General features: G+C 71.9%; 19 protein-coding genes. 6 read left to right on the top strand and 13 right to left on the bottom strand.

Annotated features, from left to right (window positions below; translation table 11 throughout):
• Positions 1 to 7: 7 nt before the first annotated feature.
• Positions 8 to 814: a family 1 encapsulin nanocompartment shell protein gene (locus tag VFW24_04590; GenBank protein ID HEX5266027.1), complete on the bottom strand. Its 807-nt coding sequence runs from the start codon at positions 812 to 814 to the stop codon at positions 8 to 10.
• Positions 814 to 1218: an encapsulin-associated ferritin-like protein gene (locus VFW24_04585; protein ID HEX5266026.1), complete on the bottom strand. Its 405-nt coding sequence runs from the start codon at positions 1216 to 1218 to the stop codon at positions 814 to 816. Before VFW24_04585 ends, VFW24_04590 begins: the two co-directional genes overlap by 1 nt.
• 66 nt (positions 1219 to 1284) lie before the next feature.
• Here VFW24_04585 and VFW24_04580 point away from each other — a divergent pair, with 66 nt between their 5' ends.
• Positions 1285 to 2031, top strand: coding sequence for an ABC transporter ATP-binding protein (locus tag VFW24_04580; protein ID HEX5266025.1), 747 nt, complete (start codon positions 1285 to 1287; stop codon positions 2029 to 2031).
• Between the two features lie 35 nt (positions 2032 to 2066).
• Here the strand turns inward: VFW24_04580 and VFW24_04575 are convergent, their stop codons facing one another.
• Complete coding sequence (locus VFW24_04575; GenBank protein HEX5266024.1) at positions 2067 to 2894, bottom strand: SDR family oxidoreductase; 828 nt, start codon at positions 2892 to 2894, stop codon at positions 2067 to 2069.
• Between the two features lie 80 nt (positions 2895 to 2974).
• Here VFW24_04575 and VFW24_04570 point away from each other — a divergent pair, with 80 nt between their 5' ends.
• Positions 2975 to 3814: an acyl-CoA thioesterase domain-containing protein gene (locus VFW24_04570; protein ID HEX5266023.1), complete on the top strand. Its 840-nt coding sequence runs from the start codon at positions 2975 to 2977 to the stop codon at positions 3812 to 3814.
• A gap of 13 nt (positions 3815 to 3827) precedes the next feature.
• Here the strand turns inward: VFW24_04570 and VFW24_04565 are convergent, their stop codons facing one another.
• Genes VFW24_04565 through VFW24_04555 form a run of 3 tightly spaced genes read right to left on the bottom strand, consistent with a single transcriptional unit; the run spans position 3828 to position 7125 of the window.
• Entirely contained in the window at positions 3828 to 5093 is a 1266-nt protein-coding gene (locus VFW24_04565) for an amidohydrolase family protein (protein HEX5266022.1), read from the bottom strand.
• A 36-nt stretch (positions 5094 to 5129) separates the two neighbouring features.
• Complete coding sequence (locus VFW24_04560) at positions 5130 to 6332, bottom strand: cytochrome P450 (GenBank protein ID HEX5266021.1); 1203 nt, start codon at positions 6330 to 6332, stop codon at positions 5130 to 5132.
• A gap of 46 nt (positions 6333 to 6378) precedes the next feature.
• Positions 6379 to 7125, bottom strand: a complete 747-nt coding sequence (locus tag VFW24_04555) for an SDR family oxidoreductase (protein HEX5266020.1) — start codon at positions 7123 to 7125, stop codon at positions 6379 to 6381.
• Positions 7126 to 7242: 117 nt separating this feature from the next.
• Here VFW24_04555 and VFW24_04550 point away from each other — a divergent pair, with 117 nt between their 5' ends.
• Positions 7243 to 8874, top strand: coding sequence for an OB-fold domain-containing protein (locus VFW24_04550; protein HEX5266019.1), 1632 nt, complete (start codon positions 7243 to 7245; stop codon positions 8872 to 8874).
• 9 nt (positions 8875 to 8883) lie between these two features.
• Here the strand turns inward: VFW24_04550 and VFW24_04545 are convergent, their stop codons facing one another.
• From VFW24_04545 to VFW24_04535, 3 genes are read right to left on the bottom strand one after another with little or no spacing between them, the layout of a single operon-like run.
• Positions 8884 to 9663, bottom strand: coding sequence for an enoyl-CoA hydratase-related protein (locus tag VFW24_04545; protein HEX5266018.1), 780 nt, complete (start codon positions 9661 to 9663; stop codon positions 8884 to 8886).
• A gap of 19 nt (positions 9664 to 9682) precedes the next feature.
• Complete coding sequence (locus tag VFW24_04540; protein ID HEX5266017.1) at positions 9683 to 10702, bottom strand: phosphotransferase family protein; 1020 nt, start codon at positions 10700 to 10702, stop codon at positions 9683 to 9685.
• Positions 10699 to 12000, bottom strand: a complete 1302-nt coding sequence (locus VFW24_04535) for an acyl-CoA dehydrogenase family protein (protein HEX5266016.1) — start codon at positions 11998 to 12000, stop codon at positions 10699 to 10701. The genes VFW24_04540 and VFW24_04535 overlap by 4 nt, the downstream gene beginning before the upstream one ends.
• Before the next feature lie 40 nt (positions 12001 to 12040).
• Between VFW24_04535 and VFW24_04530 the strand changes: the two genes are divergently transcribed.
• The gene (locus tag VFW24_04530; GenBank protein HEX5266015.1) at positions 12041 to 12997 is read left to right on the top strand and encodes an alcohol dehydrogenase catalytic domain-containing protein; all 957 of its coding nucleotides are present in this window, start codon (positions 12041 to 12043) and stop codon (positions 12995 to 12997) included.
• Here the strand turns inward: VFW24_04530 and VFW24_04525 are convergent.
• The 3 genes from VFW24_04525 to VFW24_04515 are packed head-to-tail and all read right to left on the bottom strand — an operon-like array spanning position 12976 to position 14851.
• A complete protein-coding gene (locus tag VFW24_04525; GenBank protein HEX5266014.1) occupies positions 12976 to 13473 on the bottom strand; it encodes a nuclear transport factor 2 family protein in 498 nt (165 codons plus the stop codon). The two genes, VFW24_04530 and VFW24_04525, sit on opposite strands and share 22 nt — an antisense overlap.
• A gap of 29 nt (positions 13474 to 13502) precedes the next feature.
• On the bottom strand, positions 13503 to 14072 hold the full coding sequence (locus VFW24_04520; protein HEX5266013.1) for an HD domain-containing protein: 570 nt from the start codon (positions 14070 to 14072) through the stop codon (positions 13503 to 13505).
• Complete coding sequence (locus tag VFW24_04515) at positions 14069 to 14851, bottom strand: phytanoyl-CoA dioxygenase family protein (GenBank protein HEX5266012.1); 783 nt, start codon at positions 14849 to 14851, stop codon at positions 14069 to 14071. Before VFW24_04515 ends, VFW24_04520 begins: the two co-directional genes overlap by 4 nt.
• Positions 14852 to 14909: 58 nt before the next feature.
• Between VFW24_04515 and VFW24_04510 the strand changes: the two genes are divergently transcribed.
• Positions 14910 to 15779: a PIG-L family deacetylase gene (locus tag VFW24_04510; GenBank protein HEX5266011.1), complete on the top strand. Its 870-nt coding sequence runs from the start codon at positions 14910 to 14912 to the stop codon at positions 15777 to 15779.
• Here VFW24_04510 and VFW24_04505 read toward each other — a convergent pair.
• Positions 15776 to 16531, bottom strand: coding sequence for a hypothetical protein (locus VFW24_04505; protein HEX5266010.1), 756 nt, complete (start codon positions 16529 to 16531; stop codon positions 15776 to 15778). The genes VFW24_04510 and VFW24_04505 overlap by 4 nt on opposite strands.
• Before the next feature lie 51 nt (positions 16532 to 16582).
• Here VFW24_04505 and VFW24_04500 point away from each other — a divergent pair.
• Positions 16583 to 17106 (top strand): carboxyl transferase domain-containing protein (locus tag VFW24_04500; protein HEX5266009.1); only part of this gene is annotated, 524 nt, incomplete at its 3' end.

The raw sequence follows: 17106 nt of genomic DNA, 5'->3' as shown, positions 1-17106 counted from the left end.
GCCGGCGTCAGGCCCGGGGCTGGAGCACGACGGCGGCGTCGGGCTCGACCACGCGGAAGGTGAAGCTCTCCTCGATGTACAGCCGGACCATCTGGGCGTCGTGGTCGCGGTAGCCGATCGACAGGTCCTGGCCGCAGTCGAGGACGAAGTCCCCGCCGCGCAGGCTCACGACCACCCCGCCCTCCACGCCGGCCGCCCACACGAGGGGTCCGCCGAGGATCTGGCGGAGGTGGTCGAACAGCAGGTGGCCGCCGTGCTCGGTCGTCTCGACGATGCCGGTGTAGATCTCGGGGCTGATCGCCAGCCCGTAGGGCCCCTCGATCCCCGCCCGCCGCAGGACGTCGGCCGCCCGGGCCACCACCCTCGGGTACTTCTCCATGTCCTTCTCGATGGCCAGCGGGGGGTGGGAGCTGCGCTCGGTTATGCCCTGCATCCCGCCGGCGGAGTAGCCGTGGAAGACCGCGACGTTCTCGGCCAGCGCCATCTGGCGCACGGCTTCGTCCAGCTCCCCGAGGTCGACGTCGTCGGCGCCCCGATCGGCATCCTCCACGGCGGCCCGGCTGACGCCGAAGCCGGCCCGCAGCTCGACGACGGGGAGGACCCGGCGCTGGGCGGCGGTCACGCCGTCGGTCGGTCCCGCCACCGTGGCCGTGCAGCCGAGGTTGACGGAGGAGTGCTCCCAACCGTGGGGACCGGAGAAGTCCACCAGCTTCCGGGCGGCCAGGTGGGTGGTGAGCCGGCTCTTGGCCTCCTGCTCGATCTGCTCCCACGCCGCATCGGAGACCGGGGCCAGGTCCCGGAAGAGATGGTCCATCACTCGGTTCCTTTCAGGGTGCCGATGCCGAGCGACCCGCTGCTCCCCGCGCTCCGGCCCGCACCGCCGCCGCCCCCGGCCCGGCTGCCCCCGCCGCCGGCCGACTCCACCCCGGCCTCGACCTCGGTGATCGGCTCGGTGGTGAAGAGATAGGTGCGGAGGTGGGCGTCGAGCACCGGGTCCCGGCGGCGCAGCCACTCGAGGGTCATGCAGGCGTGCTCCTTCTCCTCGTCGCGGTTGTGGGCCAGCACCGCCGCCAGGCTCGAGTCCGTGGTGGCCTTGACCCGCTGGTCGTACCAGTCGACCGCCTCCAGCTCCTCGACGAGTGAGGTGACCGCCCGGTGGTGGTCGACGGTCGCCTCGTCGAGCAGCTCGGCCGCTTCGTGGAGTCCCTCGCTACCCATGGGTCGACATTATCGGCGGGGTGTCCCGCCGTTGTCCCCGGTGCGGACCTGTGGCATCTTCGCTTTATGCCCGCCACCGCCGCGCCCGACGCCCCGATCCTCCGGGCCCAGGACCTCGACGTCCGCTACGGGCCGTCCCGGGCCCTCTTCGAGGTCTCCCTCGACCTGCCTCGAGGGCGCATGGTGGCGGTGCTCGGTCCCAACGGGGCGGGCAAGAGCACCCTGGCCCGGGCCCTGTCGGGCCTGGTTCCGGTCACCTCCGGGACCATCGAGTACGACGGTCGGGACATCACCCGCTGGCCCGCCCACCGCCGCCGGCGGGCCGGGCTCACCTACATCCCCGAGGGCCGGGGGATCTTCCCGGGCCTGTCGGTGCTCGACAACCTCCGCATGGCGGTGCGCCAGTCGGGTGGCCGGGCCGAGCGCGAGGCCGCCATGGACAAGGCGGTCGAGCTGTTCCGGGTCCTGGGCGAGCGTCGCTACCAGCGGGCCGGGAGCCTGTCCGGAGGCGAGCAGCAGATGCTGGCGCTGGCCCGGGCCCTGGCCGTCGACCCCCAGCTGGTGATCGCCGACGAGATGTCCCTCGGCCTGGCGCCTCTGGTCGTGGACGCGGTGTTCGAGGGTCTGGAGCGGGCCCGGCGCCAGGGGATCACCGTCCTGCTCATCGAGCAGTTCGTCCACCGGGCCCTCCAGCTGGCCGACGACTGCGTGATCCTCGGGCGGGGCCGGGTCGGGTGGTCGGGTCGGGCCGCCGACGCCGGACCCGAGGTTCTCGACCGCTACCTGGGCGAGGCCACCGCCGCCACCGCCTGACCGGTCCGCCGGTCCTCGCCCGGACCGGCGGGCCCTCAGTACCGGCCGAGGAGGAAGTTGGCCACCTCGGTCGCGGCCGGGAACGACTTGGTCACGCCCGAGCTGATGTAGCCGGCGTCGGTGATCATGGTTATGCCGCTGATTACCGAGGCGGCCTCGCTGCAGAGGAACACCAACGGGTACGCCTGCTCGAGTGGCGTCGACGCCTCGATGCCGAGGTCGCCGCGGTAGTCGGCGCCGAAGCCCAGCCACAGATCCTTGTTGGCCTGGGCCAAGGGGGTGTCGGTGGGCCCGGGGCAGATGGCGTTGATCCGGATGCCCTGCTTGAGGAGCGGGTAGGCCTGGCGGCCGACGTAGGCGCAGATGGTCTGCTTGCTCCACATGTAGTCGGCGTGGTTGTGCTCGACGGCCCACGCCGAGGCGGCGTCGAAGTCGGCGATGTCGAGGTACTCGACGATCTGGTCGAGGTTGGTCTCCCACCCGAGCCCGGCGGCGGAGGAGATGAACCCGATGGCGGAGCCCCGGGGCAGCAAGTTCCCGGCCAGCATGCGGTCGATCAGGCGCCGGTGGCCGATGAAGTTGATCTTCTCGATGCCGGGGGTCCCGTCGGCCACGCCGGCGCAGGCGAACAGGGCGTGGACCGGCCCACCGCACTCGTCGACGGCCTTGTCGATCGAGTCCTTGTCGGCCAGGTTCAGGTGGATGGCCTTGGCGCCGGGCAGGTTGATGTCGGCGAAGTCCATCACCACCACCTCGGCCCCCGCGTCGAGCGCCAGCTGGGCCGTGGCCGCACCCATGCCCGTGGCTCCCCCGACCACCAGGGCGCGCTTCCCGTCGTACCGGAACGCATCGAACAGGCTCACGATTGGCCCCCTTTTGCCGAGGTGAAGGCCGTCATCTTGGCATCGACGTCCGGAACGTGCCAGGGCTAGCGTGCCGGCCGATGACCGACACCCCCGACCTCCTCCAGCTGGACGACGCCGAAGGGGGTCGCCTCCGGGTCAGACACCCGAGCGAGTCGGCCGAGGGCCGCGACGTGGTCTTCAGCGGTCAGCTGATCGCCCAGATGATCATGGCGGCGGACCGCTCGGTCGAGGGAAGCAAGGACGCGAAGTCGGTACACGCCCTCTTTGCCCGGGCGGGGTCGTACACGATGCCGATCGAGCTCGAGGTCGACGTGATGCAGGCGGGGCGGACGTGGGCCAGCAACACGGTCACCGCCACCCAGAACGGGAAGCTCCTGTCGCGGTCGTTGGTGCTGTTGAGCATCGACGATCCCGACCTCATGCGCCACGAGTTGTCCATGCCCGAGGTGCCCGGGCCCGACCAGGCGGCTCCGGCCCAGTCCTTCGCCTATCCCGGTGCCGAGGTGCGCCGGGTGGACGCCCCCGACGCCACCGCCGGCGGGGTCCCCGCCATGTGGCAGTGGGTCCGGGTGCCCGGGATCTCGGGCAGCCCCGCCGTGCACCAGGCCGTGCTGTCGTGGTGCACCCCGGGCCCGATCATCGAGCTGGCCATGCGGCCCCACGCCGAGAAGGTCCGCATCGGTGACGCCCACCGGTCGGTGTCGACCGGGGTCATCGGGCACACCATCAGCTTCCACGAGCGCTTCGACGCGAGCGACTGGGTGCTGATCAGCTACGAGGCTTCCTATGCCGGCCGGGGCCGGGTCCACGGCCGGGGGCTGTGCTTCACCGAGGACGGGCGCCTGCTCGCGTCCTTCGAGCAGGACAGCATGGTGCGCGCCGTCGAGGGGGAGCTGGACTTCCGCCGGGCCATGTAGCCCGGTCTCCGGCTCAGACGGCGCCGATCCCGGCGGCCTCGTTGCGCCGGCGCCATTCGGCGCGGGGCATCCGGGTCGTGTCGACGTCGGCGGCCAGGGCCCGCAGGGCGGCCACGGTGGCCCGCTCCCGAGGCAGCTGGGAGACCGGGTCCCACCCGAAGAAGCGGGCCGCGTTCTCCCACGTGATCTTGTGGACCTCCTCGTCGGGGACGCCCGCCGCCTCGAACTCGGCCCACACCACCTCGGGACTGTTGGGCCAGGTCGTGTCGGTGTGCGGGTAGTCGCATTCCCACGCGATCACGTCGATCCCGATCTCGTGGCGCAGCTTCAGCCCGACGGGGTCGGTGATGAAGCAGGCCAGGACGTGGTCCCGGAACACCTCCGACGGGAGCCGGCCCCCGAAGTCGTTGCCGATCCACGCCTGGTTCCGGAAGTGCCGGTCGATGCGCTCGAGGTAGAAGGGGATCCAGCCGATGCCGCCCTCGGACAGCGCCACCCGCAGGTCCGGGAAGCGCCGCAGGGTCGGCCCGAACAGCAGGTCCTGGGCGGTCAGCATGGTGAGCTGGGTAGGGATGACGATCTTGTGGTCGATGGGAGCCTCGGGCGCCAGCTTGACGATGTCCCAGGCGCCGCCGATGTGCAGGCACAGCACCATGTCCTCGTCGACGATGGCCGCCAGCATCGGGTCCCAGTGCCCGGAGAGGAAGCTCGGCCAGCCCTGGGAGTGGGGCGCCTCGAGGAAGCTGATGGCCCGGCATCCCTTGGCGGCGATGCGCCGGACCTCCTTCACCGCCAGGTCGACGTCCCACATGGGCACGATGCCGAGGGGGATGAAGCGGCCCGGATAGGAGCCGCACCAGTCGTCGATGTGCCAGTCGTTGTAGGCCTGGAGCATCACGAGGGAGAGCTCCTTGTCACCGGCCTCGGTGAAGGTGCGGGCGTTGAAGCCGGCCATGGTCGGGAAGCACATCGACGCCAGCACCCCGTTGGCGTTCATGTCCCGTACGCGTTCGTGGACGTCGAAGCACCCCGGGCGGAGCTCGGAGAAGGCGCCCGGGTTGAAGCCCCACTCCTCGGCCGGCCACCCCACCGTGGCTGCCATGCCGAAGGCGGTGGACGTGGCCTGGCCCTGGAAGGTCCACATGTCCATGCCCTGGTCGTTGCGCACGATCTTCGGCGCCTGGTCCCGCCACCGGGCCGGGACGTGGCGCTCGTACATGTCCGGGGGCTCGATCGAGTGGTCGTCGATGCTCAGCAGGATCATGTCGTCTCGGTTCATTGCTGCTCCTCTCGGCGGGTCCGGCCCGGGCCCCGTCTAGGCCGTGAATACCGGCAGTCGCTCCCAGCCCCGCACCGTCGAGGTGTGGGCCTGCTCGGCGTTGTCCCAGTCGACCTCCCAGCGGGGGAACCGCTTGAGGACCTCGTCCAGGGCCACCCGCCCCTCGAGCCGGGCCAGGTGGCTGCCCAGGCAGAAGTGGATCCCGTAGCCGAAGGTGAGGTGGTGGCCGATCTGGCGGTGGATGTCGAAGCGGTCGGGGTCGGGGAACTCGCGCTCGTCGCGATTGGCGGCGCCGTTGAGCATGAGCACCACCGCACCCTCCGGCATGGTCCGCCCGTGCCACTCGACGTCCCGGGTGACGTAACGGGCCTGGACGGGCGAGGGGGCCTCGTAGCGGAGGAGCTCCTCGACGGCGTTGGGGATGAGAGACGGGTCCTCCAGCAGCGCCTGGCGTTGGTCGGGGTGCTCGGCCAGCAGCTTGCCGGCCCAGCCGATGAGCCGGGTGGTGGTCTCGTTGCCGGCTCCAGCCAGGAGACTGATGTAGTTGAGGACCTCCTCCCGGGTGAGCGTGCGCACGGTGCCGGTCACGTCCTCGAAGGTGGCGTTCAACAGGTCGGTCATGAGGTCGTCGGAGGGGTGCTCGGCCCGCCAGTCGATGTACTCCTCGAACTCCCGGCCCGGCGCCGTGGCCACCGCCAGCCGGTCCTCAGGCATGGTGCCGTCCTTGAGGCGCATCCCCGCGTCGAGCCGGTCCCGGATCCGCTCCTGGTCCTCCTCGGGGATCCCCAGCAGGTAGCCGATGGTGCGCATCGGCATCTGGGCGCCGAGGTCTCTGATGAAGTCGAAGCCCCCGCTGCCGGCCAGCGGGTCCAGCGAGCGGGCGCAGAACTCGCGCACCTGGGGCTCGATGGCCGCCATCCGCTTGGGTGTGAACACCCGGGACAGCAGGCCGCGATGGTGGTCGTGGGCGGGCGGGTCCTCGAAGAGGATGCTGCCCGGGGGCATCTCGAAGTTGGCCCTGATGATCTCCAGGACCGAGCCCTTGCCCGAGATGTAGGTCTTCCAGTCGACCAGGCCCTTCTCGACGTCGTCGAAGCGGGACAGGGCGTAGAAGTCGTAGCGCTCGTTGTAGTAGAGCGGGGCCTCGTCGCGTAGTCGCTTCCACACCGGGTAGGGGTCGGTGTCGATGTCGAAGTCGTAGGGGTCGTAGTAGACGTCGCTCTCGCGCGTGACGGTCATGTCCGGCCTCCTCCCGAGGTCAACAACCTCAGCGTCGTCGGGATCGTCATCCGGGCGCCCTCGGGACCACGGCCACCGAGGGGATGGTGGCCCCCGATCCGCAGCGCAGCACGTTGTCGACGGCGCGGACCAGGTCCTCGACGTCGAGGAGAGACCCCGCCAGCAGGGCGCGCGCCGCCCACTCCGTTCCCATCTGCACCGCCAGCTCCGGGTCCCACGCGTTGGCGAACTGGGTCATCCCCGGGCCGTCCCCTCCGGTGCAGTCCCCGACGATGATCCGGGTGAAGCCCACCTGGGGATGCTCGACCCGCCACGCCTCGACCAGCTTGTCGAGGGCCGCCTTGCTCACGATGTAGGCGCCGAGGCCGGGCCACGGCGGCGTCATCGAGGCGCTGACCGACGAGAGGTACGCCGCCGCCCCGTGCGCCTCGGCCAGGTGGGGGAGGGCGGCCGCCGTCACCAGTGAGGCGCCGATGACGTTGGTGTCGAACGTGTGGCGCCAGGTGGCGGCGTCCACGTCGGCCAGCCGGGCCAGCGGCCCGACCGCCGTCGAGTACACGAGGGCGTCGATCCCGCCTAGTCCCCCCGCCGCCTCCTCGATGGCCGAGCGGCACGAGTCGGGGTCGGTGACGTCGCACGCCACCGCCAGGGTGCCGGGCCCGGCCTCCTTGGCGGCGTCGGCCAGGAGCTCCATGCGGCGCGCCAGGAGGGCCACCTGGGCCCCCCGTTGCGCCAGACCGATGCCGATGCACCGGCCCAGGCCGCTGGACGCACCTACGACGACGGTCCGCATCCGTCCCCCGTTCTCCGACGTCGACGCCGAACGAGCAGCGTATCGTCGGCCGGCCGAGGGGGAGACGGCCGCTGCGCGCCGCGGCCGCCCCGGCGTGGACGGTACGAAAGGAACAAGGTGAGACCGCTACCCGAGCTGACCCCGGCCAGCGGATGGTTCTGGACCTCGGGCGCCGACGGCCGGCTGCGGGTGCAGGGCTGCGGTGACTGCGGGCAGCTAGTCCACCCGCCGGTGCCGATCTGCCCCCGGTGCCGCAGCCGCTCGCGCCAGGCGACGGTGGTCTCGGGCCGGGCCACCGTGGTGGGCTTCACCGTCAACTCCCATCCCTGGTTGCCGGGATTCGACCCCCCGTATGTCGTGGCCAACGTGGCCCTGGCCGAGGACCCGTCGGTCCACCTGACGACCAACGTCGTCGGATGCGAACCCGGCGAGGTCCATGTCGGCCAGGAGGTGACCGTCCGCTTCGAGCAGCACGAGGACGTGTGGGTCCCGCTGTTCGAGCCGACCGGGTCGACCGACCCCGTCGACCGGGTGCCCGAACCGGAGCGACCCCGGCCCCGTCCGCCGATCGGGGCCGAGCGCTTCGAGCACCGGACGGTGCTGTCGGGGATCGGCCGGGCCGGGCTCGGGCGGCGGCTGATGGTCGACCCCCTCTCGCTCACCGTGGACGCGTGCCTGCAGGCGGTGGCCGACGCCGGACTGCGCCTGGAGGACATCGACGGGCTCTCCACCTATCCGGGCGGGGGCGTAGGCGGGATGAGCGAGGGCGGGGTCACCGCCGTCGAGGAGGCGCTGCGCCTGCGGCCCACCTGGTTCAACGGGGGCGGGGACATCCCCGGCCCGGGCGGGGCGGTCATCGCCGGCATGCTGGCGGTGGCGGCGGGGCTGTGCCGCCACGTCCTGTGCTTCCGCACGGTATGGGAGTCGACCTATGCCGCCCTGGGCCTCGGCGCCGGAGGACGGGGCGGCCGGGTGGCGGGGTCGTTCGGGGAGTGGCGCTTCCCGTTCGGCGCCATGTCGGCGGCCCACTGGATCGGCATGAACGCCAACCAGTACCTCCACCGCTACGGCGCCACCCGGGAGATGCTCGGTTGGATAGCACTGAACGGCCGGGCCAACGCGGCGCGCAACCCGGCCGCCATCTACCGCGACCCGATGACGATGGACGACTACCTCTCCGCTCGTCCCATCACCAGCCCCTTCGGCCTCTACGACTGCGACGTCCCCTGCGACGCGTCGATCGCGGTGGTGGTGTCGGACGCGTCCGTCTCACCCGACCTGCCCAAGCCGGCCGTCCGGGTCGAGGCGGTCGGGACGCAGATCCTCGAACGGGTGTCGTGGGACCAGGACACGGTGACCCACGAGCCTCAGGTCCTCGGTCAGTCCGCCCATCTGTGGACGCGCACCGGCCTCGGTCCCGGCGACGTCGACCTGGCGCTGGTGTACGACGGGTTCACCTTCAACGCCGTCTCCTGGCTGGAGGGCCTCGGGTTCTGCGGCATCGGGGAGGCCAAGGACTGGCTGGACGGGGGCAGGCGTATCGCTCCCGACGGTGACGTCCCGGTGAACCCGCACGGGGGCCAGCTGTCCGAGGGCCGCACCCACGGCTTCGGCTTCATCTACGAGGCCGTCACCCAGCTGCGCCGGGAGGCGGGGGAGAGGCAGGTGCCGGAGGCTACGACCGCGGTCGTGACGACCGGCGGGGGTACCCCGTCCGGGGTGATGCTGCTGCAGCGCGCCGGAGCCTGACCGACCCGGTCAACGGCCCTGCCAGACGGGCGGGCGCCGCTCGATGAACGCCCGCGCCCCCTCCTGGGCATCGGCGCTGCTGAACACCACCTGCTGCCAGTGGGCCATGCGCTCGGTCGCCCGGGCGGGGTCCGAGACGCCGAGACGGATGAGCTCCTTGACCGCAGCGAGTCCGAGGGGACCGTTGGCGGCGATGCGCTCGGCGTAGCCGAGGGCGGCGGTGAGCACCTCGTCGGGAGGGACCACCACGTTCACCAGGCCCAGCTCGTAGGCGCGCTCGGCCGGAATGTTGTCCCCCGTGAGCAGCAGCTCGGACGCCACCGCCCTCGGGATCCGGGTGGCGAGGAACGTCCCGCCCCCGGCGGGGAACAGACCTCGCTTCACCTCGGGCAGGCCGAACACCGCCGCCGACGAGGCCACGACGACATCGCAGCCCATCATCAGCTCGAAGCCGCCCGCGACCGCCGCCCCGTTGACGGCGGCCACCACCGGCACGGTGAGCTGTCCCTCGATCAGGCGCTGGAAGCCCCGGGCCGATCCTTCCCCACCGGCTTCGGCCTGCTCACCGCTGGCGAAGGCCCGCAGGTCCATGCCGGCGCAGAAGGCCCGGTCACCGGTGCCGGTCAGCACCACGGCGCGAACGGCGTCGTCGGACTCGGCGTCGGTCAGGGCGGCCCCGATCTCCCTGATGAGGCCGGGGCTGAGGGCGTTGCGGGCGTCGGGCCGGTTGAGCCGGGCCACCAGGACGGGGCCCCGCTGCTCCCGTACGAGCTCGTCGGCGCCGGTCACGCCTCCACCCTCCGCCACCTCATGCCTTGTAGTCCGTGGACTCCGCCAGGTGACCCGCCTCCTCCATGAGCCTGAGCACGATGGGCCCGAACGCCTGCAGCTTCTCGTCGTCACCGGCGCGCTGGTATCCCTGTTCGAGCACCACCGCCAGCTTCCACTTGGCGAGGACGCAGTAGTAGTCGATGTCGTCGACCGGCCGGCCCGACACCGACGCGTAGTGCCCGACGATCTGGTCGCGCGAGGGCATCCCGTACATGTCGGCGTAGCTGGCGAAGGCGTCGTGGGGGGTGCTGGTGTCCTCCGGCCACCCGTGGACCACCCAGCCCAGGTCGAGCTTGGGGTCCCCGACCGTGCCCATCTCCCAGTCGATGATGGCGGCCAGGCGCGCCGGTCCTCCGTGGCGGAACATCACGTTGGCGAACTGGTAGTCCCCGTGCATCAGTCCCGGGACGAAGTCGATCGGGCGGTGGCTCCGCAGCCACGAGGCCGCCTCGTCGAACCCGGGCAGCTCCCGGCCCTTGATCCGCTCGAGGAACGCCGTCCACCGGTCGACCTGTCTCTCGTGGAAGCCGTCGGGGCGCCCCAGGTCGTGCAGGCCCTTCTCCTTCCAGTCGACGTTGCCGAGCAGGGCTATGCCCTCGACCAGCTGGTACGCCAGTCCCTTCCGGGCCTCCAGGTCGGTGTCGAACGGGGCCGGCCACCCGTCGGTGTTCATCGGGGACCAACCCTCGACGTAGCCCATGAGATAGAAGGTGCGCCCGAGGACCGACCGGTCCCGGCAGACGCCGAGGGCGGCGGTGTGGGGAACCTCGGTTCCGTCGAGAGCCTCGATGATCCGCCACTCCCGCAGGATCCCGTCGTCCCGGCTCTCGGGGGCCCCGCTCGGGGGGATGCGTAGGGCGCCGTGGAGCTCACCCCGGCGGACGTCGTAGATCTCGTTCTGGGAGCCGCCCGATATGTACGCCACCTCGACCGGCTCCCCCTTGCCGGGGAGCCCCGTCTCGTCCAGCCACGTCTCGAGACGGGTGGCGTCGATCACAGGTTGCCCACCTCGTGCTCGAGGTACTCGGCGAACTTGGCCCGGGCCGCCTCCTGCTTCCCCGGGATCCACTCGCTCGGCCACATGCCCTCCGAGCCGCGGTAGTCCCGCAGCAGCTGGCGCGCCACGGTGACCTTGTGGACCTCGGTGGGGCCGTCGGCCAGGCCCATGACCCCGGCGCCGTGGATCATCCCGAAGAACGGCATCTCGTTGGTGGTGCCCAGCGCCCCGTGCACCTGCATGGCGCGCCAGGCGATGTCGTGCAGGACCGTCGGCATGACGACCTTGGCGGTGGCGATGTCCTTGCGCACCCGCTTGTAGTCGTTGTACTTGTCGATCTCCCACGCCGTGTACAGCACGAACAGGCGGAACTGCACCAGCTGGGCGTAGGAGTCGGCGATGTAGCCCTGCACGAACTGCTTGTCGGCCAGCAGGCTGCCGGCCGTCTCCCGGCTCAGAGCCCGCTCGCACATCATGTCCAGGGCCTTCTGCGCCATGCCGATGGTCCGCATGGCATGGTGGATGCGACCCCCACCCAGACGGGTCTGGGCAATCACGAAGGCCTGGCCCTCCCCTCCCAGCAGCGCCTCCTCGGGCACCCGGACGTCGTCGTAGTGGATCAGGGAGTGGAAACCCTCGTTGATCGGCTCCCCCCACAGCCCGACGTTGCGCTCGAGCTTCACGCCCGGGGTGTCGGTGGGGACCAGGAACATCGACATCCCCTTGTACGGGCTCACGTCGGGGTTGGTGACGGCCATGACGATGAGGAACGAGGCGGTCTTGGCGTTGGAGGAGAAGTACTTCCACCCGCTGATGACCCACTCGTGACCGTCCTTCACCGCCCGGGTCCGGAACAGCGTCGGGTCGGCGCCGGCGTGAGGCTCGGTCATCGAGTAGCACGAGAAGCACTCCCCGTGGAGCAGCGGCTGAAGGTAGCGGTCCTTCTGCTCCTCCGTGCCGTAGTGGGCGATGATCTCGGCGTTGCCGGTGTCGGGCGCCTGGGTCCCGAACACGACCGACGCCCATTGGGACCGTCCGAGGATCTCGTTGAGGAGCGCCAACTTGAGCTGGCCGAAGCCCTGGCCCCCCAGCTCGGGACCGAGGTGGGTGGCCCACAGGCCCTGGCGGCGCACCTCCTCCTTCAGCGGGTCGATGATCCGGCGCCGGGTCTCGTCCAGGGCCACGAACTGGAGGTGCGGGAAGACGTAGTCGAGCGGCTCGACCTCCTCCCGTACGAATTCCGCCGTCCAGTCCAGCTTCTTCTGGTACTCCGGATCGGTCTCGAAGTCCCACGGCATCGGCGCTCCTCCTGGCTCGGGGCCAGAATACGATCCGGTCGTGAAGGCGGTACGGGGGGCGGCAGGCGGAGTGGACGTCGTCGACCTCGACGAGCCGCCCGGCGCCGGGGAGCTCCTGGCCATGCGGGCCATGGGCATCTGCGGCTCCGACCTCGGGTACCTCAACATCGGGACCCGGAAGATCCTCGGTCACGAGCTGGCTGGCGTCCGCGCCGACGGCACGCCGGTCGTCGTCGAGGCGGTGTGGGGGTGCGGGGACTGTGGGCCGTGCCGCCGCGGCGCCTACAACCTCTGCGCCGAGGCCCACCGTGAGCGGGCCCTGGGCCTGTCGGCCGACGGCGGGATGGCGGAGCACTTCCGGGCCCCGCCGGCCCGCCTGGTCCCTGTTCCGGAGGGCCTCGATCTGGGCGACGCCTCGCTGGTGGAGCCGGCCGCAGTCTCGTGGCACGCCCTCCGCCTGGCCGCCACCGGTCCGGGCCAGAGGGTCGCGGTAGTCGGTGGTGGCGCCCTCGGGCTGCTGGCGGTGGCCGGGGCCCGAAAGCAGGGGGCTGAGGAGGTGGGGCTCGAGGCGCGCCACCCCCATCAGCGCGCCGCCGGGGAACGGCTGGGGGCGCACGTCGGCACGCAGGGCACCTACGAGGCGGTGATCGAGGCGGCGGGAACGCCCGAGAGCCTGGCCCGGTGTGTCGAGCTGGTCGCGCCGGGCGGGACCATCAGCGTCCTCGGGGTCCACTTCGGACCGGTCCAGCTCGACTGGCTGCCGCTGTTCCTCAAGGAGGCGCGGGTCGTGCCGTCCCTCGCCTACTGCGCCCACGACGGCGGGCGGGAGTTCGTGGACGCCGCCGCCATGCTGGCCGCCGACCCCGAGATCCCCCGGACGATCATCACCCACCGCTTCCCTCTCGACGAGGCCCCTGAGGCCTTCCGTACCGCGGCCGACCGCGCCGCCGGGGCCATCCGGGTCGTCCTCGAGGCTCAGGTCCCGAACAGCTCGTAGGAGGGGTCGGTCGGGTCCCGCACGGCACCGGCCGGCGGGGAGGACCCGGCATCGGAGATCTGCTGGACGTCGCTGCGGAACCGCCGCTGGGCGATCCGCCAGCCTCCGTCCCTGCCTCGGGTCCAGCGGTCGAGGTAGCGGCCCCGGTCGACGATGTCGGTCACCGTGCCTCCCGCCGGCCTGGTCCGCAGGCACACCGTCACGTAGGCCTCGCTCACCGCCCGGTCACCGGAGGCGTCGACCTCGACGAGGACGTTGGTGATCTGGTGCGAGTGGGCCTGCATGCCCTCGTGGGCCGCCCACACCCACTCACGGAACTCCTCGGCCGTGCCGGAGAAGTGCTCGCCGTAGTCGAGGGCGGCCCCGGGAGCGAACACCGTGGCGTACAGCGCCACGTCCATGCGGTCGAGGCTCCGGCAGTACCGGTAGAGCGCCTCGGTGATGGCCTGCTTTGCCGCCAGCTCCTCGACGGTCACCGGCCCTCCTTCCCGCGGGGGGCCCGACGCTACCGCTCGGCGGTGGCCGCCAACCCGTGCAGGAGCGATCGGTACTCCGCCAGCGCGGGCGTAGAGGCGCCGACGACCTTGGCGGCGTCGTCCCACCGCCGCAGGAGCACCGCGTCGGAGGACGCAGGGAGGGCCTCGAACCGCTGGACCTCGTCTCCGGCCATCGGTCCGCCCTGCAGGACCAGGCTACGCACCGAACCCTCCGATAGGCGGTCCCGGTAGGCGGGGTCGACGGCGCAGAGGTAGCGCTTGGCCCGGACGTGGAGGGCTATCGGAGCCGTTACCTCGGGTGGGAAGAGGGGCCGCAGCCACGCCGCTCCCGTGTCCTCGTGGTGGAGGTCGGCGTCGCGAATTCCGGCCCCGGTGGGGCCCGGACCGCGGTCGAGATCGAGCAGGTGGCCGACGTCGTGGAGCAGCGCCGCCGCGACCAACGTGTCCGCTGCCCCCGCGTCCTGGGCCCGGGCCGCGCTCTGCAGGGCGTGGGCCACCTGGGTCACCACCTCGTCGTAGGGATCTCCCCCCAGCCGGTCATACAGCTCGATCACCTCGGCCACCGAGCGGGCGCTCATTCGACCCGCCTGCCTTCGAAGTCCCCGATCAGCGACACCTGCACCCGCTGGCCGTCCTCCCGGAGGGAGAGCTGCTGCAGCTTGTGCCGGTAGTACTCGGCCCGCAGGTCCCCTTCGGCGGCGGCGTTGTAGGTGGGGTACAGCGCCCGCCTGGCCTCATTCGAACGGTTGGCCCCACTGCGGTGCGGGGTGCGGGAGTGGAACCACAGCGTCTCCCCCGCCCTCACCTCGACGGGCGCCCACGTCAGCCGGGCCACGTCGTCGGCGCGGATGCACCCGCGCTCGTCCACCGGCAGCACTTCGTGGTGGGCGCCGGACACCACCTCCAGGCAGCCGTTGTCCTCCGAGGAGTCGTCGATGGCGACCATGCAGGAGACGTGGACGTCGATGAAGGGATAGGCGGGCGCGTCCTGGTGCGGCGAGTACCCGGCCCCGCCGGGCAGCTTGTAGTTGATCTTCTCCTTGTAGAGCACGGCCGCCTGGCCGAGGAGGGCGGAGGCCGTCTCCAGCATCGGACCCGAGGCCAGCAGCTCGCGCAGGCCGTCGTGGAGGGGCACGAAGTTCTCGGTCCGGCACAGCTGGGGTCCCCCGTCGCTCATCTCTCGGTAGTGGAGCAACCCCCGCTCCTCGGGCCAGGCCGCCACCACGCCGACCCATTCCTGCAGCCGGGCCGTCCCGTCGGCGTCGAGGCTCCGGATCAGCACCCAGCCCTGCTCCCGGAAGTGCTCCACCGCAGCCGCGTCGGGGCCGGCGAAAACGACCGGGGAGAGGCTGGACACCGGGGCGAGGGTACCGCCGGGGACGAGTCCACGGCCCCGACGCGGGAGACTGGGGCCCGTGACCACGTCCAACCCCGAGGACCCGGGCGCGGCGGCGCTGACCCTGATGGCGGTGCACGCCCACCCCGACGACGAGGCGTCCACGACCGGCGGGATCCTGGCCCGCTACTCCGCCGAGGGGATCAGGACCGTCCTCGTCACCTGCACCGACGGGGAGCTCGGAGACGGACCGGGGGGTTCGAAGCCGGGCCAGGACGGCCACGACGAGGCTTCCGTCGTCGAGCTGCGCCGCCGGGAGCTGGCCGAGAGCTGCCGCCTGCTCGGGGTGACCGACCTCGAGCTGCTCGGGTATCACGACTCGGGGATGATGGGCTGGGACACCAACGAGGCGCCCCAGGCCTTCTGGCACGTCCCGGTCGACGTGGCGGCGGGGCGGCTGGCCGAGCTGATGATGCGGTACCGGCCCCAGGTCGTGGTGACCTACGACTCCTACGGCTTCTACGGCCATCCCGACCACATCCAGGCTCACCGCATCACGGTGGCGGCGTTGGACCGGGCCGAGCTTCCGGCCAAGCTGTACTGCCCGACGGTGCGCCGCTCCCGTCTGGCCGCCTTCGGGGAGCGGGCGGCCGAGGCCGGGGCCGAGCTTCCTGACGTGGACCAGAGCCGCTTCGGGTCACCGGACGAGGACATAGCTGCCACCGTCGACTGCCGCCCGTGGGTCGGGGCCAAGCGGGCCGCCCTGGCCGCCCACGCCAGCCAGTCCGACAACATCTTCTTCCTCCGGATGCCGGAGACGGCCTTCGCCGACATCTTCGGGACCGAGGAGTTCATCCGTCTCCGGGACCCGACGGGTACGCTGACCCCGGAGACCGACCTGTTCGCCGGGCTGCGGCCGGCGCCCCCCACCATCGACGGCCCCGGCTAAGGCAGGTGGCGGCCCCACTCGAAGGGCACCACGGGGTGGAACGGCGCGGCCAACAGCGGCACGACCTCGCCGCCGGCCCACCGCTCCTCCAGCACCGGTCGCAGCTCCCCGGCCACCGCCACCGGGTCGTCGTCGAGGTAGCAGTAGGTGATCTGCATCCCGGTGGTGTCGGTGCGCCACGGGGCGGGCAGGGCGGCTCCCGCGTACCACCACGTCCCCGCCACGCCGGGGACACCGGTCAGGGCGCCGGCAGGGGCGGCCCCCTGCTCGATCAGCAGGTACACGCCCCGCGCCGGGCGCCAGGGCACCACGTCGGCGCCGACGAGCACCCGCGGCGCCGCCGCGGTGCCGGCCAGCTCGTAGACGGCGGCCTCGATGCTGGGAAGCCGCAGCGGCATCCGCCCGCCCTTCCCCAGGGCCTGACCGAGGGCCAGGAACGGCTCCAGGCCGGCCGCATCGGAGAACAGGTAGCTCATGACGTGGTCGACGGTGTCGTAACGCGGATCGCTCGCGGCCCGGGCGGCGCGACAGGCCGGAGTGGACACCAGCCGCAGCGAGCCCCGGAGGGCGTCCAGGCGGTACTGCTCGGGACGGTGGTCGAGGCCGTGCCAGACCAGGTACTCCTCGTCCCGCCCGTCCGGCTCCCGCGCCGACATCGAGACGAACACGAGCCCGACGTCGGTCCGGCCCGTGCCGAGCACCCCGCTGAGCTCGTCGGAGGGCGTGCCGGCGGCTCCGGTCTCCGAGGCCATCGGGACGTAGGGTAACCACCGTCCGGTTCACCGATCCCGGCCTTCATCGCCATGACCGATCCTGACCATCCCGACGGGTGGGACGACGTCCTCGAGCAGCTGCAGCGCCGCCGCGCCGCGGCACGCGCCATGGGCGGTCCGGAGCGGCTCGAGAAGCACCGCGCCGCCGGCAAGATGGACGCCCGGGCCCGCATCGACCATCTGCTCGACGCGGGGACGTTCCAGGAGCTCGGCACTCTGGTCGGGGGCGAGGAGTCACCTGCCGACGCCGTGGTCATCGGGTCGGGCCGGATCGACGGCCGGCCGGTGATGGTGGCGGCGGAGGACTTCACCGTGAAGGCGGGGACGATCAGCCAGGCCGCCAACTCGAAGCGCTACCGGGTGGCCGAGATCGCGGCCGGTGACCGGGTCCCGCTGGTGATGATGCTGGAGGGGGCCGGGTTCAGGGCGGACGGGCGCACCCACGGGGGCCGGGCGCCGACCGACATGATTGCCCAGGCCCGGTGCTCGGGGCGGGTGCCACTGGTCACGGCGGTGCTGGGGGCATCGGCCGGCCACGGGGCGCTGGTGGCGCC

Source organism: Acidimicrobiales bacterium, assembly GCA_036273495.1.
Classification (GTDB): Bacteria; Actinomycetota; Acidimicrobiia; order Acidimicrobiales; family JAJPHE01; genus DASSEU01.
Note: the sequence above shows the minus strand (reverse complement) of the source record. Positions and strands in the feature narration are given on the sequence as shown.

Excerpts from the sequence above, each read along its gene's own strand:
- VFW24_04590 (HEX5266027.1), bottom strand. The coding sequence starts at position 814 with ATGGACCATCTCTTCCGGGACCTGGCCCCGGTCTCCGATGCGGCGTGG.
- VFW24_04585 (HEX5266026.1), bottom strand. The coding sequence starts at position 1,218 with ATGGGTAGCGAGGGACTCCACGAAGCGGCCGAGCTGCTCGACGAGGCG.
- VFW24_04580 (HEX5266025.1), top strand. The coding sequence starts at position 1,285 with ATGCCCGCCACCGCCGCGCCCGACGCCCCGATCCTCCGGGCCCAGGAC.
- VFW24_04570 (HEX5266023.1), top strand. The coding sequence starts at position 2,975 with ATGACCGACACCCCCGACCTCCTCCAGCTGGACGACGCCGAAGGGGGT.
- VFW24_04565 (HEX5266022.1), bottom strand. The coding sequence starts at position 5,093 with ATGAACCGAGACGACATGATCCTGCTGAGCATCGACGACCACTCGATC.
- VFW24_04560 (HEX5266021.1), bottom strand. The coding sequence starts at position 6,332 with ATGACCGTCACGCGCGAGAGCGACGTCTACTACGACCCCTACGACTTC.
- VFW24_04555 (HEX5266020.1), bottom strand. The coding sequence starts at position 7,125 with ATGCGGACCGTCGTCGTAGGTGCGTCCAGCGGCCTGGGCCGGTGCATC.
- VFW24_04535 (HEX5266016.1), bottom strand. The coding sequence starts at position 12,000 with ATGCCGTGGGACTTCGAGACCGATCCGGAGTACCAGAAGAAGCTGGAC.
- VFW24_04520 (HEX5266013.1), bottom strand. The coding sequence starts at position 14,072 with ATGAGCGCCCGCTCGGTGGCCGAGGTGATCGAGCTGTATGACCGGCTG.
- VFW24_04505 (HEX5266010.1), bottom strand. The coding sequence starts at position 16,531 with ATGGCCTCGGAGACCGGAGCCGCCGGCACGCCCTCCGACGAGCTCAGC.